Genomic DNA, 16,477 nt, shown 5'->3' with positions numbered 1-16,477 from the left:
CCCCCGGACGTAGGGTGCGGTCATGGCTCCCAACATCGCCACGAACACGTCCGTCTCGCTCGAGGAGCTGCTGGACTTCGTCCGGCCGCGGCACCGGGCGATCCTGCTCACCACCCGTTCCGACGGCCGCCCGCAGGCCTCGCCGCTCACCTGCGGCGTGGACGACGCCGGGCGGATCGTCGTCTCCACCTATCCCGAGCGCGCCAAGACCCGCAACGCCAAGCGCGACCCACGCGCGAGCGTCGTCGTGCTGTCGGACGCGTGGGACGGGCCGTGGGTGCAGGTCGACGGCACCGCCGAGGTGATCGACGCGCCCGAGTCCGTCGAGCCGCTCGTCGAGTACTTCCGCAACATCTCCGGGGAGCACCCCGACTGGGACGAGTACCGCGAGGCGATGATCCGGCAGGGCAAGTCCCTGATCCGCGTCACCCCCACGCGGTGGAGCCCGATCGCCACCGGCGGCTTCCCCGCCCGGCTGGCCTGACCCCGTACGCGAGCGGGCCGGCGCCCACCGGGAGGTGGACGCCGGCCCGCAGGCCGTGCGCTCGGGGCTCAGTGCCTCAGGGCCTCAGGGCCTCAGGACCTCAGGACCTCAGGACGTGGGTGACGTCAGGTCGTACACGGTCGTGGACCCCACCGTCTTGGCGGTGTAGTGCGCCTGCACCCAGGAGGTGATCCCGGTGGCGGTGCCGCTGCCGCCCATACCGCCGCCGCCCATGCCGCCGCCGCCGATGAAGTAGTGGATCCTCCCCTCGGTGACGTCCTTCTGGAACTGCGCGAGCGTCGGGGACGGGTCGCTGCCGTTGAAGCCGCCGACGGACATCACCGGCTTCTGGGTGGCCAGTTGGTAGCTCGCCTGGTTCTGCGATCCGACCGCCGCGGCGACCCAGGTGTACCGGCCCGCGTCCTTCAGCAGCAGCGCCTTCATCGCCGCGCTGACCTGGGCGCCGTCGAGCAGGCCGCCCATGCCGCCGGCGCCGCCCCGGCCGCCGCCGCCGGGGAAGCCGCCCCGCCCGGTGGCCCCTCCGGTCGCACCGCCGGGCGCGGCGCCGGTGCCGCCGGGGAAGCCGCCCTGGGCTCCGCCGGGCGCTCCCGCACCGCCCGCGGCTCCGGTGCCGCCCTGGGCGCCGGGGAAGCCGCCGGCCGGCATCCGGCCGGTGCCGCCGCCGAAGCCGCCACGCGGGCCGCCACCGCCGCCGGGGAAGCCGCCCTGGCCGCCCTGGACCGCGGGTCCCGCGGTCACGATCGACCCCTGGTGGCCGGTGGCCACGGTGTCGAGCGTGTACGCGACCGGGCCGCCGAGCGCCGCGGCGATGCCGACGACCGCGGTGACCACGCCGAGCCGCGCCCGGGTGCGCGCCCCCGACGCCGTCGGTGCGGGCGCGCCGTCCTCGCCGTCCTCGCCGTCCGCGCCGTCCGCGCCCTCGGCGGTGCCGGCCGTGCCGGTCCGCCAGGGCAGCGCCCCGGCGAGCAGGCCGACCGCGGCCAGCAGGCCGGCGACCACGATCGTGGTGCGCAGCCACGGGTGCCAGTCCGCCGAGCGGTGCAGCAGGGCGTACGACCACAGGCCGGTGCCCGCGACGGTCGCGGCCAGCGCGCCGGCCGCGGCGAGGTGGTGGCGGCGCTGCCACAGCACCGAGGTGCCCATGCCGACCAGGGCCGCGATGTAGGGCGCGAGAGCGATGTTGTAGTACTGGTGGAAGATCCCGGACATGAAGCTGAAGGTCGCGAAGGTCATCAGCAGCGCGCCGCCCCACACCAGGAACGCCGCCCGCGCGGTGTCCGCGCGGCGGGCCCTGCGGGTCACCCACAGGCCGGCCGCCAGCAGCGCGAACGCCGCGGGCAGCAGCCACGCGATCTGGCCGCCCATGTCGCTGCCGAACAGCCGCCCGATGCCGGTGGCGCCCCAGCGGCCGCCCTGCCCGGCGGGGCCGCCGCCGACGCTGCCGGTCTCGTTGCCGGTGATCCGGCCGAAGCCGTTGTAGCCGAAGGTCAGGCCCAGGAAGCTGTTGTCCTGCGAACCTCCGATGTACGGGCGCGAGGACGCCGGCCACAGTTCGACGACGGCCACCCACCAGCCGCCGGAGAGCAGCATCGCGCCGCCCGCGCAGCCGAGTTGGGCCAGCCGCCGGCGCAGCCCGACCGGCGCGCACACCGCGTAGACGAGCGCGAGCGGCGGCAGGATCAGCCACGCCTGGAGCGTCTTGGTGAGGAACGCCAGGCCGAAGGCGGCGCCGGCCAGCAGCAGCCACCTGGTGCGGGCGTCCTCCAGCGCGCGCAGCACGCAGTAGACGGCCGCGACCATGAGCAGCGCCAGCAGCGCGTCGGGGTTGTTGAAGCGGAACATCAGCGCCGCGACCGGGGTGACCGCGAGCACCGCGCCCGCGATCAGCCCCGCGCCGGCGCTGAAGCGGCGGCGGACCGCGGCGTACAGCAGGCCGACGGCGGCGACGCCCATCAGCGCCTCGGGTGCCAGGATCTGCCACGAGCCGAGGCCGAGGACCCGCACCGAGAGCGCCATCGGCCACAGCGCCGCAGGCGGCTTGTCGACGGTGATGGAGTTCGCCGCGTCCGAGGAGCCGAAGAAGAACGCCTTCCAGCTCTCGCTGCCGGCCTGCACGGCCGCGGAGTAGAAGGAGTTGGCGTAGCCGGAGGCGCTCAGGTCCCACAGGTAGAGCACCAGCGTGCCCAGCAGCAGCGCGAGGAACGCCGGCCTGGCCCATGCCGGGTCCTGCGGCCTGCCCCGCCACAGCCGCGCCGCGCGGGACGCCCCGGCGGGCCGCGGCGCGGCGTCGGGCGCCGCGTCGGGGTCGGCGAGCGGGGTGCGGAAGGTGTCCGCCGGGACGTACCCGGCGGGCGGGGTGTTGCTCGGCGCGGTCATCGCGCACTCCTCGGGTCGGGGACGGGTTCTGCGTACGCCGCGGGCTGTTCGCACCCGGCGGGAGGGCGGTCGGGGAACAGCCAGGCGCGGAAGAGCAGGAAGCGCAGCACGGTGGCGGCGAGGTTCGCGGCGATCAGCGCGGCCAGTTCGGTGCTGTGGCCCGGGTGCGGTCCCGCCGCGTGCACGGCGGCCAGCGAACCGCTGGTCAGCGCCAGGCCGATGGCGAACACCACCAGCCCCTGGGCCTGGTGGCGCACCGCCCGGTCGCGGCCGCGGACCCCGAAGGTGAGGCGGCGGTTGGCCGAGGTGTTGCCGAGCGCGGACAGCAGCAGCGCCAGCGCGTTGGCGGGCTGGGCGCCGAGTCCGAGCCGGAACAGGGAGTACAGCGCCAGGTACACCAGGGTGCTGAGCGCGCCGACCACGCCGAAGCCGACCAACTGCCGGGCCAGGCCCGCGGGCACGCCGCTCAGCTCGCGGTCGCGCGGGTCGTCGCCGAACGGCCTGCGCAGCCGGTCGAGCGCCAACTGCGCGGTGGTCAGGGCGCGTCCGACCCGCCACACGCCGCGCAGGTCGTCCGCGGCGGTGCGCACGACGTCCACGCTGCTGTCCGGGTCGTCGACCCAGTCGACGGGCACCTCGTGGATGCGCAGTCCGGCCCGCTCGGCGAGCACCAGCATCTCGGTGTCGAAGAACCAGCCGAAGTCCTCGACCATCGGCAGCAGCCGCTGCGCGACGTCGCCGCGTATCGCCTTGAAGCCGCACTGCGCGTCGGTGAAGCGCGCGGCGAGCGAGCCGCGCAGGATCAGGTTGTAGGCGCGGGAGACGAACTCCCGCCTGGCGCCGCGCACCACCCGCGAGGAGCGCGCCAGCCGCGACCCGATGGCCAGGTCGGAGTGGCCGGAGATGAGCGGCGCGACCAGCGGCAGCAGTGCGTTGAGGTCGGTGGACAGGTCGACGTCCATGTACGCCAGCACCGGCGCGTCGGAGGCCGTCCACACGGTGCGCAGCGCGCGGCCGCGGCCCTTCTGCTCCAGCCGGAAGGACTCGACCTCGGGCAGCTCGGCGGCGAGCGCCCTGGCCACCGCTGGCGTCAGGTCGGTGCTGGCGTTGTCCGCGACGGTGATCCGGAAGGGATAGGGGAAGGTGCCCGACAGGTGGGCGTGCAGGCGCCGGACGCAGGGCTCCAGGTCGTCCTCCTCGTTGTACACGGGGATGACCACGTCCAGCACCGGGGTGCCGGGCCTGACCGCTGCGGCCGTGACCGGCAGGTGCTGCCGGGCGGGCAGATCGCCGAGAGGGGTTCGCATGCCCCGACTCTCGGCAACCGCGCTGTCACGACGTTGTGCTGAGACTGGGCAGGGCCTGTGAGTGCGCGGCCGGCAGGGTGACGGTGAACACCGTGCGGCCCGGGGCGCTGTCCAGCGTCACGTCGCCGCCGTGCGCGGCCACCACCGAGTGCACGATGGCCAGGCCCAGGCCGGTGCTGCCCGACGCGCGGGAGCGGGAGGCGTCGCCGCGCGCGAAGCGCTCGAAGACGTGCCGCTGGAGGTCCTGCGGGATGCCGGGCCCGTCGTCCTCGACCTGCAGCCGCACCCCGGGCCCCGAGGGCAGCACCCGGGCGGTGACGGTGGTGCCGGGCGGGGTGTGCGCGCGGGCGTTGCCCAGCAGGTTGGTGAGCACCTGGTGCAGCCGCTGGGCGTCGCCGTGCACGGTGGCCGGCCGGTCCGGCAGGTCGAGCCGCCAGTTGTGGTCGTGCCCCGCCGCGCGGGCGTCGCTGACCGCGTCCACCACCAGCGGCGACACGTCGGTCTCGGCGAGGCTCAGCGGGCGTCCCGCGTCCAGCCGGGCGAGCAGCAGCAGGTCCTCCACCAGGGTCGTCATCCGGGCCGCCTCGGACTCGATGCGGCCGAGCGCGTGCCGGGTGTCGGGGCCGGGGAACTCCTTGCCCCGGCGGGTGAGTTCGGCGTAGCCGCGGATGGAGGCGAGCGGGGTGCGCAGCTCGTGGCTGGCGTCGGCGACGAACTGCCGGACCCGCGTCTCGGACTCCTGGCGGGCGTGCAGCGCCGAACCGACGTGGCCCAGCATCCGGTTGAGCGCCGAGCCGACCTGGCCGACCTCGGTGCGCGGGTCGGTGAAGGAGTCGGGGACGCGTTCGAGCAGCGCCACCTCGCCGCGGTCCAGGGGCAGTTCGGAGACCCGGGTGGCGGTCGCGGCGACCCGGCGCAGCGGTTCGAGGGAGATCCGCATCAAGGTGGCGCCGGCCAGTCCGGCGGCGACCAGTCCCGCGGCGGTCACCGAGACCTCCACCCACCGGAGGGTGGACAGGGTGTCCTCGACGCCGCCGGTGCTCATGCCGACCAGCACGGTGCTGCCGTCGGGCGCAGGCCGGGCGGACTCGACGCGGTAGGAGCCGAGACCGGCCAGGTGCGCGGTGTGCGGCTGACCGTCGCGGGGCACCGCGGCGAAGGCCCGCGCCTGCGCCGCGGTGAGCGGGTCGGCGACCAGCTGGCCGTCGTCCGAGCTGGCGGCGCTGACCGCGGCCCGGGTGACGGCGCCGCTCGCGGAGACGCTCGCGCCGACGGTCTCGCCGGGCTGCCCGCCGCCGACGAGGAAGACGAAGGGGATGCCGGAGCCGTCGCCGGGTCGGTCGCGCGGGTACGCGCCGTTCTGGCCGGCGCGGTTCTGCCCGGCGGGCGGCCCGCCGGCGCGCATCGCGGTGTCGTGCACCTTGGCGTCCAGCTGCCCGTACAGGAAGTCGTGCAGGGCGAAGATCGTGACGCCGCCGATGACCGCGCACACCGCGGCGACCAGCACGACGCAGGAGACGACCAGCCGGCGGCGCAGCGACCAGGCGGCCCGGCGGCGGCGCGGCCCGGCGCGGGGCGCGGGCTGCGCGGTCACGCCGGGTCGCCGGGCTTGATCAGGTAGCCGGCGCCGCGGCGGGTGTGGATCATCGGCGGGTGGCCGACGTCGATCTTGCGCCGCAGGTAGGAGATGTACAGCTCGACGACGTTGGCCTGGCCGCCGAAGTCGTACGACCAGACGCGGTCGAGTATCTGCGCCTTGCTGAGCACCCGGCGCGGGTTGCGCATCAGGTAGCGCAGCAGCTCGAACTCGGTGGCGGTCAGGTGGATGTTGGCGCCGCCGCGGCTGACCTCGTGGCTGTCCTCGTTGAGCACCAGGTCGCCGACGACGAGCAGCGACTCGTTGCGCACCGCGGCGGCGCCGGAGCGGCGCAGCAGGCCGCGCAGCCGGGCCACGACCTCCTCCAGGCTGAACGGCTTGGTGACGTAGTCGTCGCCGCCCGCGGTCAGGCCGGCGATGCGGTCCTCGACGGCGTCCTTGGCGGTGAGGAACAGCACCGGCACGTCCGGGGTCTCGCGGCGCAGCCTGGCCAGCACCTCCAGACCGTCCATGTCGGGCAGCATCACGTCGAGCACGACGGCGTCGGGACGGGACTCGCGGGCCGCGCGCAGCGCGCTCGCGCCGTCGGCCTCGGTGCGCACCTGCCAGCCCTCGTAGCGCAGCGCCATGGACAGCAGGTCGGCCAGCGGGGTCTCGTCGTCCACGACCAGGACGCGGACCGGGCTGCCGTCGGGGCGCGCCAGGTCGGCCGCCGGGGCCTGGGCTGCCGCGCCCGCGGTCGCCGCGGTGGGGGGCTGGGGTGCGGATGCGGTCGCGGCGGACGCGGCCTGAGAGGTGGTTGCCATGGTGGCCACCCTGTGCGCTCGCTATGAAAGGATTCTTGGCCGTTTCTGTGAAACGTCTGAGAATCTCACCGAGTCCGCGCGCCGGGTCCACCCGCGTCCACGCGGGGAGACCGGGCGTCGCGGGCCCGCGCGGCTGCGGCCGGCCGGTCACGGGGAGTCCGCGCGCGGCCCTTTCCGGTCACCGGTGATCGGGACCGGTCACGGGTGGGGGAGATGTGGTCGGGATGGCCGGGTCGGCGGCGGCCCGGCGTACGTTCGTCGGCATGGCTGAGCGGGCCTGCGCCGAGCGGACCCCGCGGACGGTCGCCGTGGAGCGGCTGTCCCCGGGCGATCACGCCTGCCTGGCCTTCACCGGGCCCGACGACCGCTGGGCGCTGCGGGCCGCCTTCACCACCGCGGGGCTGGCCCGCGGCGAACGCGTGATGATCTTCGGCTCGGGCGTCGCCGCCGCGCTGGAGCGGCTCTCCTCCTACGGCGTGCCCGCGCGGCAGGCCGCCGCGGAGGGCCGGCTGGCGGCGCTGCCCGACTCCCCCGGCTGGGACCCGGTGCGCGGCTTCGACGCGGCCGCCAGGGTCGGCTACTGGGTGGCGGCCACCGACGACGCGCTGACCCGGGGCTTCACCGGCCTGCGGGTGGCGGGCGACATGAGCTGGGTGTGCGAGAGGGGCGTGGCGGGCGAGGAGCTGACCGCGTACGAGCGGGAGCTGACGCCGCTGTTCGCCCGGCTCGGCTTCACCGCGCTGTGCGAGTACGACCGCGGGCTCTTCCCGCCGGCGCTGCTGGAACAGGCGCTGGCCGCGCACCCGTTGGCGGTCCTGCCGGCGCCGGGCGCGCTGCACGCCGAGCGCACGGGCGACGCGCTGCGGCTCGCGGGGGACGCGGATCTGGCCACCCGGGCGGCCTTCGAGTGGGCGGTCGCCGACTCGGGCCTGACCGAGATCGACCTGACCGGGCTGGCCTTCATCGACGCCTCCTGCGCGCGGGCACTGCTGAGGCTGAGCGGGGGCGTGGTGCTGGAGTGCACGGCGGCACAGTTGAGAGTGCTGCTGCTGTGCGGGCTGCGTCAGGTGGAGGGGGTACTGGTACGCGTGCGCTGAGCTGCGGCGAAAGCGTCTCCGGAGCCTTGTGAGCCGGGCCGGATGAATGTGCGCGTGGCATTCAACTCGTCTTATGTGCAAGGCTGTTGCCCGCGCACGCTCGATCCCCGCGAGTTGTGGGGGATGCTCGCGAACCGCAAGGTCCGGTATCTCCGTACATGCATAATCGGTTACCAGTGTGACGGTTGATGCCAGCCAGTCACCCATTGTGCTGAGGACGTTGATGACCACACTCTCATCCGGCCGACACGGTTCAGGGTCAGCCGTCCCCCATCTCCAGCGCGTGGTCCTGCTCCCCGGTGCGGTGCTCACCCTGCTCGGCGGCGGCTGCGTCGCCTGGCTGCTGGCCGCCGACCCGTCGGGGAGCCGGCGCGCCCTCGTCCTCGGCGCGGCCGTGGTCGTCGCGCTCGCGGTGCTCGCCGCGGGGGCCGCCGCGGCCCGCTCCGCGCAGCGCCGCCTCGCCGGCTCGACGGCCGAACTCGACCGCGCCGCCGCGGACATCGCCGCCAGCGTCTCCTTCGGCGACGCGCAGCTGCGCCGGGCGCTGGAGGAGCTGCGGCAGGGCCGCACCCCCGACAAGCCCGCCGCGCCCAGCGAACTGCGGGACGCCACCGGCCGGTTCAAGCCGCTGCTCGAACAGCTGGAGTACAGCAGGCTCACCGCCTTCACCGCGCTCACCGAGGCGGCCGACCTGCCCGCGCCCAACGGCGCCGCCTCCCAGCAGGTCACCGTCCTGGTCAACCTGGCCCGCCGGCTGCAGTCCCTGGTCCACCAGGGCATCCGCATCCTGGACGAGCTGGAGCAGCAGGTGGAGGACCCGGACCTGCTGCGCGGCCTGTTCGAGGTCGACCACATCGCCACCCGTATCCGCCGCTACGTGGAGAACGTCGCGGTGCTCGGCGGCGAGGTCACCCGCCGCCAGTGGCGCAAGCCGGTGCCGCTGGCCTCGGTGGTCCGGTCCGCGATCGGCGAGGTCGAGCGCTACTCCCGGGTCAAGCCGGTGCCGCCGATCGACGGCCGCCTCGACGGCGCCGCCGTCGCCGACGTCGTGCACCTGCTGGCCGAGCTGATCGAGAACGCCACCGCCTTCTCCCCGCCCGGCACCCAGGTCTACGTGCGCACCCAGCAGGTCACCACCGGCATGGTCATCGAGATCGAGGACCGCGGCCTCGGCCAGCAGCCCGACGACGAGCGGCTGCGCAACACCCTGCTCGCCAACCCCGAGCGGGTCGAGCTCGGCGCGCTCCTCAAGGACGGCCGCGTCGGCCTCTACGTGGTCGCGGTGCTGGCCCGCCAGCACCAGATCAGGGTCGAGCTGCGCCGGAACCTGTTCGGCGGCGTGACCAGCCTGGTGCTGCTGCCCAACCCGCTGCTCAGCTCCGAGAACGACGACGCGGGCGACCGCGGCGCCAGCCCCGCGGAGGACGCGCACGGCAGGGCCGCCGAGCCGGCCGTGGACCGCGGCGACGCGAGCGGCTACGCCCTGGCCGCCGCCCCCGTCCACCTGCCGCAGGACGCGCCCGCACCCGCCGGCCGCACGGCGCGCCAGGGCGGCGGCCGCCACACCCAGGCGCCGGCCGCGCCGCTGCCCGTCCAGCCGCCGGCCCCGGCTCCCGCGCAGGCCGCGGCCCCGCAGCCGTACCCGCAGGACCTGGCCGCGGCGCCCGCACCGCAGGAGTACGCGATGCCCCGTGACTACGCCGCGCAGCAACTGCGCGCCCCCGCACCGCCTCTCCAGCAGCCGCCCGTCCAGCAGCATCCGGTCCAGCCGCAGCTTCAGCCCCTGCCGCAGTCGCAGTCGCAGTTCCCGTCGCTGCCGCAGGACCGGATGCCGTCGCAGCCGGCGCCGCAGGGGTACGGCCTGCCGCAGGCGCGGGGCGGCGGTGAGGACGCCGCCGCGTTCGGCCGGCCGCCGCTGCCGCAGCGCACGCAGCAGACCCACATGGCGCCGCAGCTGCAGCGGTCGCAGGAGTCCTCGCTGGGCGGCTCCGCCGGCTACCGGCAGCCCGACGAGACCGAGTTCACCCCGGCCAACCCCGGTCTGATGGCCACCTACCGTCAAGGGGTCCGCGCCGCCGAGGAGCAGTCCGGGTCGGCCGACGGGTGAGCCTCACGCCGTATCTCCCCTCATCTCGCGTTATGTCCTTAGGAGTTCCACAGATGGCGAGCGACACCACCGGCAGCGACCTCGGGTGGCTGCTTGAGGATCTCGTCGGCCGGGTCCCCTATACCCGCGCCGCCGTCCTGCTGTCGTCCGACGGCATCAAGCGGGCCGTGCACGGGCTGGACGTGGAGGGCGCCGACCACCTGTCGGCGGTGGCCTCCGGGCTGTGGTCGATCGTCCGCAGCGCCGGCAAGCACTTCGGCAACGGCCCGCTCGCCCGGCAGGTCGTCGCCGAGCTGGACGGCGCGCTCATGTTCGTCTCCGCGGCCGGCAAGGGCAGCGTGCTCGCGGTGCTCGCCGGACCCGAGGCGGACGCGGGCGTCCTCGGCTTCGAGATGAGCCGGATGATCCAGCAGGTGACCAAGAGCCTTGAGACACCTGCCCGCAACGCGGCGTCCGTGGCGCGGTGAGCCGGGCGGAGGGCAGGGACCGCTCCGGCGGTTCCGGCCGCGACGGCCGCTTCGGCCGGGACGGCTTACTCGGCGGGCGGGACGCGCTGTCCGGACGGGAGGGACTGTCCGGACGGGACGCCCTGCTCGGCCGCGAGCGGCGTTCCGCCCAGGAGCGCCGCGACGGCCGCAGCGACCACGACTGGCTCGACGCCGACGCCGGGCGGATGGTGCGCCCGTACACCGTCAGCGGCGGCCGCACCAAGCCCACGGTGGCCCTCGACCTGCTGTCGATGGTGCGGGCCACCGGGCGGGCGCTCAAGGTCGACCTGAGCCCCGAGCACTCCCTGGCGCTGGACCTCAGCCGCGCCCCGGTGACCGTCGCCGAGATCGGCGCCCATCTCAAGCTGCCCGTCGCGGTGGCGAAGATCCTGCTGTCCGACCTGATCGACCAAGGGGCCGTGACGGCCCGTCCACCCGACCCGGCCGCCGACCCAGCGGACCGGGACATCCTGCAGAGAGTGCTCGATGGCCTACACAAACGACTACTGCAGTGACGACGCCTACCCGCAGCCGCTGAAGATCCTGGTGGCGGGCGGGTTCGGGGTCGGCAAGACCACCTTCGTGGGCGCCGCCAGCGAGATCGAGCCGCTGAGCACCGAGGAGACGGTCACGGTGGCCAGCGCCGGCACCGACCGCCTCGACGGCGTGTCCAACAAGACGACCACGACCGTCGCGATGGACTTCGGCCGGATCACCCTGGACGAGCAGTACATCCTCTACCTCTTCGGCACCCCCGGGCAGGATCGTTTCTGGTTCATGTGGGACGAGCTGTCCAACGGCGCGCTCGGCGCCGTGGTGCTGGCCGACACCCGCCGGCTCGTGGACTGCTTCGACGCGGTCGACTTCTTCGAGAGCCGCGGCATACGTTTCCTGGTCGCCGTCAACGAGTTCGACGGCGCCTACGCCTACTCCGCCGACGAGGTGCGCGGCGCCCTCGCGCTGGCCCCGCACGTGCCGGTCGTGCTCTGCGACGCCCGGCAGGCCAGCTCCTCCACCCGCGTGCTGATCGACCTCGTCACCCACCTCCTCCAGGCCACCGCCGTGGCACAACCCGCCCACTGACCGGAAGCGCCGCTATGACATTCGACCCGGCCAACCGCATGGCCACCCCGGAAGAAGACCCGTCGAGGACCGACCTGCGCAACGAGCGCCTGCGCGCGATGGGCGTCACCGACCAGCCGTTCCCCGAGCTGGACGCGATCGCCGAGAAGATGCGGGAGATCACCGGCGCCGCGTACGCCATGGTCAACTTCGTGATCGACGGCCGGCAGTACTTCGCCGGCCTGTCCACGCCCAACGGGCCGCAGACCATCGAGTCCGGCGCGGAGCCCGGCCGCGAGATGGAGCTGGACCAGGGCTTCTGCCCGCACGTGGTCAGCCGGGGCACCGCCCTGCCGCTCGCCGACGTGTGCGCGTACCCGCGGTTCGCGGGCAACCGGGTCGTCGACGAGCTGGGCGTGCGGACCTACCTGGGCGCGCCGGTCAAGGACCCGGCGTCGGGCGTCACGCTGGGCACGGTGTGCGTGATCGACACCGAGCCGATCCCGTGGACCAAGCAGGACGTGGAGAACATCAAGGGTCTCGCCGAGCAGGTCACCACGGTGCTGCAGCGGCACGAGCGCGGACAGGCGTGAACCCCGCGGGGGCCGTGCCCCCGCGGGCTCCTCGGGCGTGCACCGGCGGCCGCCGCGCGGGCCGGTGCACGGGTCGGTGCGCCGTGCCGGTCACAGCGGTCGCGGCGGTCAGACCACGGCCTCGACCGTGTCGTCGAGCCGCACGAGGTCGGACAGCCGCTGGGACCACTCGCCCTTGCTCAGCCCCAGCGCCACCTCGCCGAGCCGCAGCAGCTGGACGTCCGAGGTGCCGGCCGGGGCGAAGATGTGGTGGGCGTCGCGCAGATAGCGCTCGACCGGGGTGTCGGTGAACAGGCCGCTGGCCGCGTGCACCTCCATCGCCGCGCGGGCCGAGTCCAGCGCCAGCTCCACGTTGATCAGCTTGGCGTTCATCAGCTCCGCGTCGCACGGCTCGCCCTCGTCCAGCAGATGCGCGGCGTGGTAGGCGGCCAGCCGGGCGGTCATCAGCCGCGACTGCATCTTGCCGATCTTCAGCTTCACCGGCGACACCTCGTACAGCGGCTTGCCGTAGCGGTGCCGCTCGGTGGCGAAGTGCGCGGTCTCCTCCACCAGGGCCTGGTGGATGCCGAGCGAGACCGCGGTCAGGTTCGGCCGCCCGTACAGCACGCTGGAGGAGTACGCCACCGGCAGGCCGTCGCCTTCCGCGCCCAGCAGGTTCGCGGCCGGAACACGGCAGTTGTCGAAGACCAGTTCGCCGAAGCTGAAGCCGTGCAGGCCCATGGCCGGTTTGTGCTCCCCGAGCGAGAAACCGGGCCGGTCGGACTCCACCAGGAACGCCGAGAGTCCCTTGGACCCGGGACCGGTTCTGACCACCACGCCGTGCAGGTCCCCGACGTGGCTGTTGCCGACGAAGACCTTGCTGCCGTTGAGCACGTACTCGTCGCCGTCGCGCACCGCGGACGCCGTCATCCCCAGCACGTGCCCGCCGGAGCCGGTCTCGGTGACCGCGATCGTGGGCAGGCAGTCGCCTGAGGCGATCCGCGGCAGCCACTGCCATTTCTGCGCCTCGGAGCCGAAGTGCACGATCTTCGCCACGCCCAGCTGCGAGGCCTGCACCATGGCGCCCATCGCGGCGCTGACCCGCGACAACTCCTCGATGATGATGGTCTTGGCGAGGTGCCCCATCCCCATCCCGCCGTACTTGCGGGCGACGGTGACGCCGATCCATCCCTGCCGGGCGATCCGCCGCGACAGCTCGTACTCGACCGCGCGCGCGGCTTCCATCTGCGGGATGAGCGGGCGGACCTCGTTCTCGGCGAAGACCCTGACTTCCTGCCGGAGTCGTTCGTGACGCTTCGTGGTGAAGTAGCCGCTCACACCGATCCCTCCCTTGAAGTCCACCTGCCCGCCACGGGTTCTGCGAGCAGTCAGCCACCCCCGTAGCCGCGCACGCCTGCCTTGGCTGGAACAGGTCGACCCACTCATGGTGGGGACTTCAACAAGTCGATACAAGATCGCTCAACGGATTGGCTGGATCTGGGCGAATCCAAGCGTGAATAAGCTCAACTTCTGTCCGCAGAAAGCATTTTGCCCATTGCGCAGGAGAGGTCGCAGCGACTGCGGTAAAGCAGCCTACGCGACCGCGGCGCGGGGAATCGCGGTGGGGATCGGGGCGGGCCCGGGGCGCTCCCGGGCGGGTCACCTGACGGCGAAGCGCACCAGGCGGCGGGCGCGGTCGTGGAGCCTGCCGCGGCGCAGGAGCCGCCTGGTGTCGGCGGCGGTCGGCTCGTTGTAGAGGACGAAGTCCTCGTGGCGGTACACGCCGGGACGCCCCGCGACGGCGGCCGCGGCGTCGCGGATCGCGGTGAGGCGCTCGGGGGCGAGCGCCAACTCCCTTTCGTTCGGCTGGTAGCGCGCGCCGATCGGATAGTCGCGTCCGGCCCGCCGGGTCATCTCGACGTGGCAGCCGAGGACCTGCGTGACGTGGTGGGCGGCCGCGAAGTCCACGAGGCGGTCGAGCGAGGCGCTGAAGGCCGCGCGGTCCGCGACGTAGAGCCGCCCGGGCAGGACGGTGTCGCCGGTGAGCAGGAAGCCGGTCCTGGGGTCGTGGACGGTGATCGCCGCGTCGTGGTGGCCGGGCGAGCCGAGCACGCCCAGCACCCGGCCGCCGAGGTCGAAGGAGGCGGTCGCGGTGGGCCAGCCGTCGCCGAAGCCGAAGAAGGCGCGCACCGCGTCCAGGTCCCGGCCGACCACGGTGGTCGCCGGGCGGTCGGCGAACTGCCCGTCGCCCGCGACGTGGTCGCCGTGCGGGTGGCTGTGCGCGACGACGAGTGCGTACGGTTCGGGGGTGGTTCGCGGGTGCCGGGCCAGCCAGCCGGAGACCAGCGCGTCGACGGTGTCGCGCAGCGGGAAGCGCTCCGGGTCCTCGGTCGCGCCGGTGTCCAGCAGCAGCGCGCGCTCCTCGCCGAAGAGCAGGAAGAGGAACGGCGCCTCGTGGTCCAGGGTCTTGCTCTGGCGCAGCACGACGGTGTGCGCGTCGTGGTGGTGCACCTGGATCGGCTCCTCGGCCGCCGCCGCGCGCCGCGTCCGCCGCCAGGCGGGCACGCCGTGGCGCCAGCGCACGTCGAGCGGTGCGGTGTCCGTGCCGTGCGGTCCTTCAGTCGTCGGTGTCATCGCCGTGGTCCCCCCGGTCGAGTGCGGTGAGCGGCGTCGCCGCCATGAAGTACCTGATGTGGCGCTGTTCCCGCCCGGCCGCCTCGGCCGCGCTCCCGCCGCCCGCCCTGGCCCTGGCGATGTACGGCTCGAGGAGCGCCTTCCAGCGCTCCTTCAGCTCGGCCGCCTCGGCGGGCGTGACGCTGGCGACCGCGGACACGATGCTCTGCGCGTCGCGCCACCGCGGCGCCTCGGCGTCCCTGCGTTCCGCGTGGTCGAGGATCGCCTGCATCTCGCGTTCGACCACCACCCGCTCCAACTGCCGCCGTACGAGCGGGTCGTCGTCCGCGCCGATTCGCAGCACCGGCTGCCCGGCCGGCACCCGCCAGGTCCGCTCGCGCCGGTCCCGGCCGGGGCCGGCGTCCTCCACGAAGCCGTACTTCGCCAACTGGCGCAGGTGGAAAGAGCAGTTGGCCTGCGGCACGCCGAGCGCCCGCCCGCACCGCGCGGCGGTGGCCGGCCCGATCGCCGTGAGCAGTTCCAGCAGGTCGAGCCGCAGGGGGTGGGCCAGGGCCCTGATCGCCTTGGGGTCGCTGATCCGCATATCCCAAAGAATACTTTGATACTTCGAGTTGTCAACGCTTCCTTTGGCTTCTTGTCCGCACCCCGCGCACCCGCCGGTCGCGCGGCCGGATCACGGCGCGGGCGGACCGGTGGGACGGCACACCTCGTGGACCCCGCCGTCCGGTGGAGAAGGAGTCACCGGGGCACGCGGTCCCGGCCAACTGCACCCGGTTGCCTGGAATATGCCCCCGGCCCGGCGTTCCTTCTGCTGTGATGGCTCCCCGTAGCCCCGTCATCGGTGGAGCTGGAGGAGCCCCCCTCATGGACCGGGAAGACGAACCCCGCCTCACCGCCCTCGCCCCGCAGATCTCCCGGGTCACCGTCGACCTGCTGCGCAGGACCGTCGGCCTCGAACCCGCCGAGTGCATACCGCAGCGGGCCCTCGCGACCGCCGACTCCGTCCTCGCCACGCACGGCACCGACGGCCTGCGCGTCCTCGCCATCAGCCTGGCCGGCTGGACCGCCGTGCTGATCGAGCAGAACGCGGCGCTGTCCGGCCGCACCCAGGAGGCCCTCCTCGACGACATCGACCTGACCTGCCTGGAGGCCAACTCCGAGGATTAGCCGGCTGCTTGGAGCGGCTGGGGGACGTGCGGGACGGCGGCGTTCGGGTCCGTGCCGGACATCGCCAGGGCGATGACGAAGCCCGCGACCTCCTCCAGCTGGCGCGCCCTGGCCAGGCCGCCCAGCGTGGCCGGATGGGCGCCGGCGTCCCGTACCAGCCGCGCCACCGTGTCCAGCGCCGACGCGTCGTCGCCCGCCAGCGCGACGGTGACCGGGGCCCGGCCCGGCTCCCACTGGCCGGCGGGGAACAGATGGAAGCCCTTGACCACCTGGGCGCCCGGCGCGAGGTCCGCGATGTGCTCGGCGGCGGCCCGGCCGTCCGGCGGGAGCAGCACGCCGACGCCGTGCTCCACGGCGTTCACCGGGTCGATCAGCGGGACGCCGGCCAGTGCGCCGTCCGCCGCGCCCGCCGCCCGCAGCGCGTCGGGCACCCCCTCCCACGCCACCGCGAGGAGCACCGCGTCGCGCCCGGCGACGACCTCCCGCGGCGCCGCCGCCTCCGCGCCCCCGCCGATCCGCGCGGCCGCGGCGAGCGCCCTGTCGTGCGAGCGGCCCCCGATCCGTATCGCGTGGCCCGCCCGCGCCCACGCCGCGCCCAGCCCGACGGCCAGCTGGCCCGTGCCCAGAATCCCGATCCGCAGGGTTCCCTCGGTTCCGCCTGCCATGTCCCGCTCCGCTCCCGCACCGCCCGGCGGCCGGTCCGCCGGGACGGCCGCCACCGTAGGGGATCCGACGCGCACCGATCGGTAGGAGCCGGAT

General features: G+C 74.4%; 16 protein-coding genes. 8 read left to right on the top strand and 8 right to left on the bottom strand.

The window, feature by feature from the left end; translation table 11 throughout:
* Positions 1–22: 22 nt before the first annotated feature.
* Positions 23–484 carry a PPOX class F420-dependent oxidoreductase gene (locus V2S66_RS04350; RefSeq protein ID WP_330793078.1) on the top strand — a complete coding sequence of 154 codons (462 nt, stop codon included), beginning with the start codon at positions 23–25 and terminating at the stop codon, positions 482–484.
* Positions 485–592: 108 nt separating this feature from the next.
* Here V2S66_RS04350 and V2S66_RS04345 read toward each other — a convergent pair whose 3' ends face one another.
* From V2S66_RS04345 to V2S66_RS04330, 4 genes are read right to left on the bottom strand one after another with little or no spacing between them, the layout of a single operon-like run.
* Positions 593–2,881 (bottom strand): glycosyltransferase family 39 protein, encoded by a 2,289-nt coding sequence (locus V2S66_RS04345; RefSeq protein WP_330793077.1) that lies wholly within the window; start codon positions 2,879–2,881, stop codon positions 593–595.
* Complete coding sequence (locus V2S66_RS04340) at positions 2,878–4,188, bottom strand: bifunctional glycosyltransferase family 2/GtrA family protein (protein WP_330793076.1); 1,311 nt, start codon at positions 4,186–4,188, stop codon at positions 2,878–2,880. The genes V2S66_RS04345 and V2S66_RS04340 overlap by 4 nt, the downstream gene beginning before the upstream one ends.
* A 25-nt stretch (positions 4,189–4,213) precedes the next feature.
* Positions 4,214–5,782, bottom strand: a complete 1,569-nt coding sequence (locus V2S66_RS04335; protein ID WP_330793075.1) for a sensor histidine kinase — start codon at positions 5,780–5,782, stop codon at positions 4,214–4,216.
* Positions 5,779–6,591, bottom strand: coding sequence for a response regulator transcription factor (locus tag V2S66_RS04330; RefSeq protein ID WP_330793074.1), 813 nt, complete (start codon positions 6,589–6,591; stop codon positions 5,779–5,781). Before V2S66_RS04330 ends, V2S66_RS04335 begins: the two co-directional genes overlap by 4 nt.
* Before the next feature lie 263 nt (positions 6,592–6,854).
* On the opposite strand from V2S66_RS04330, the gene V2S66_RS04325 reads away from it, so the two are divergent.
* From V2S66_RS04325 to V2S66_RS04300, 6 genes are all read left to right on the top strand, one after another.
* The gene (locus V2S66_RS04325) at positions 6,855–7,688 is read left to right on the top strand and encodes an MEDS domain-containing protein (RefSeq protein WP_330793073.1); all 834 of its coding nucleotides are present in this window, start codon (positions 6,855–6,857) and stop codon (positions 7,686–7,688) included.
* A gap of 283 nt (positions 7,689–7,971) precedes the next feature.
* The gene (locus V2S66_RS04320; protein ID WP_330793072.1) at positions 7,972–9,795 is read left to right on the top strand and encodes a sensor histidine kinase; all 1,824 of its coding nucleotides are present in this window, start codon (positions 7,972–7,974) and stop codon (positions 9,793–9,795) included.
* A gap of 53 nt (positions 9,796–9,848) precedes the next feature.
* The gene (locus V2S66_RS04315) at positions 9,849–10,262 is read left to right on the top strand and encodes a roadblock/LC7 domain-containing protein (RefSeq protein ID WP_330793071.1); all 414 of its coding nucleotides are present in this window, start codon (positions 9,849–9,851) and stop codon (positions 10,260–10,262) included.
* A gap of 206 nt (positions 10,263–10,468) precedes the next feature.
* Positions 10,469–10,798, top strand: a complete 330-nt coding sequence (locus V2S66_RS04310; RefSeq protein ID WP_326453711.1) for a DUF742 domain-containing protein — start codon at positions 10,469–10,471, stop codon at positions 10,796–10,798.
* Positions 10,770–11,366, top strand: coding sequence for a GTP-binding protein (locus tag V2S66_RS04305; protein ID WP_330793070.1), 597 nt, complete (start codon positions 10,770–10,772; stop codon positions 11,364–11,366). Before V2S66_RS04310 ends, V2S66_RS04305 begins: the two co-directional genes overlap by 29 nt.
* 14 nt (positions 11,367–11,380) lie before the next feature.
* Entirely contained in the window at positions 11,381–11,938 is a 558-nt protein-coding gene (locus tag V2S66_RS04300) for a GAF domain-containing protein (protein ID WP_330793069.1), read from the top strand.
* A gap of 108 nt (positions 11,939–12,046) precedes the next feature.
* Here V2S66_RS04300 and V2S66_RS04295 read toward each other — a convergent pair whose 3' ends face one another.
* The 3 genes from V2S66_RS04295 to V2S66_RS04285 form a co-directional block, all read right to left on the bottom strand.
* On the bottom strand, positions 12,047–13,255 hold the full coding sequence (locus V2S66_RS04295; RefSeq protein WP_330793068.1) for an acyl-CoA dehydrogenase family protein: 1,209 nt from the start codon (positions 13,253–13,255) through the stop codon (positions 12,047–12,049).
* 321 nt (positions 13,256–13,576) lie between these two features.
* A complete protein-coding gene (locus tag V2S66_RS04290; protein ID WP_330793067.1) occupies positions 13,577–14,551 on the bottom strand; it encodes an MBL fold metallo-hydrolase in 975 nt (324 codons plus the stop codon).
* Positions 14,535–15,134: a winged helix-turn-helix domain-containing protein gene (locus tag V2S66_RS04285; RefSeq protein WP_330793066.1), complete on the bottom strand. Its 600-nt coding sequence runs from the start codon at positions 15,132–15,134 to the stop codon at positions 14,535–14,537. Before V2S66_RS04285 ends, V2S66_RS04290 begins: the two co-directional genes overlap by 17 nt.
* Positions 15,135–15,415: 281 nt before the next feature.
* Here V2S66_RS04285 and V2S66_RS04280 point away from each other — a divergent pair, with 281 nt between their 5' ends.
* On the top strand, positions 15,416–15,718 hold the full coding sequence (locus V2S66_RS04280; RefSeq protein WP_330793065.1) for a hypothetical protein: 303 nt from the start codon (positions 15,416–15,418) through the stop codon (positions 15,716–15,718).
* Here the strand turns inward: V2S66_RS04280 and V2S66_RS04275 are convergent.
* Complete coding sequence (locus tag V2S66_RS04275; RefSeq protein WP_330793064.1) at positions 15,715–16,383, bottom strand: NADPH-dependent F420 reductase; 669 nt, start codon at positions 16,381–16,383, stop codon at positions 15,715–15,717. The two genes, V2S66_RS04280 and V2S66_RS04275, sit on opposite strands and share 4 nt — an antisense overlap.
* Positions 16,384–16,477 lie beyond the last annotated feature (94 nt).

Source organism: Actinacidiphila polyblastidii, assembly GCF_036353415.1.
Classification (GTDB): Bacteria; Actinomycetota; Actinomycetes; order Streptomycetales; family Streptomycetaceae; genus Actinacidiphila; species Actinacidiphila polyblastidii.
This window is presented reverse-complemented; position numbering and strand designations above follow the sequence as displayed.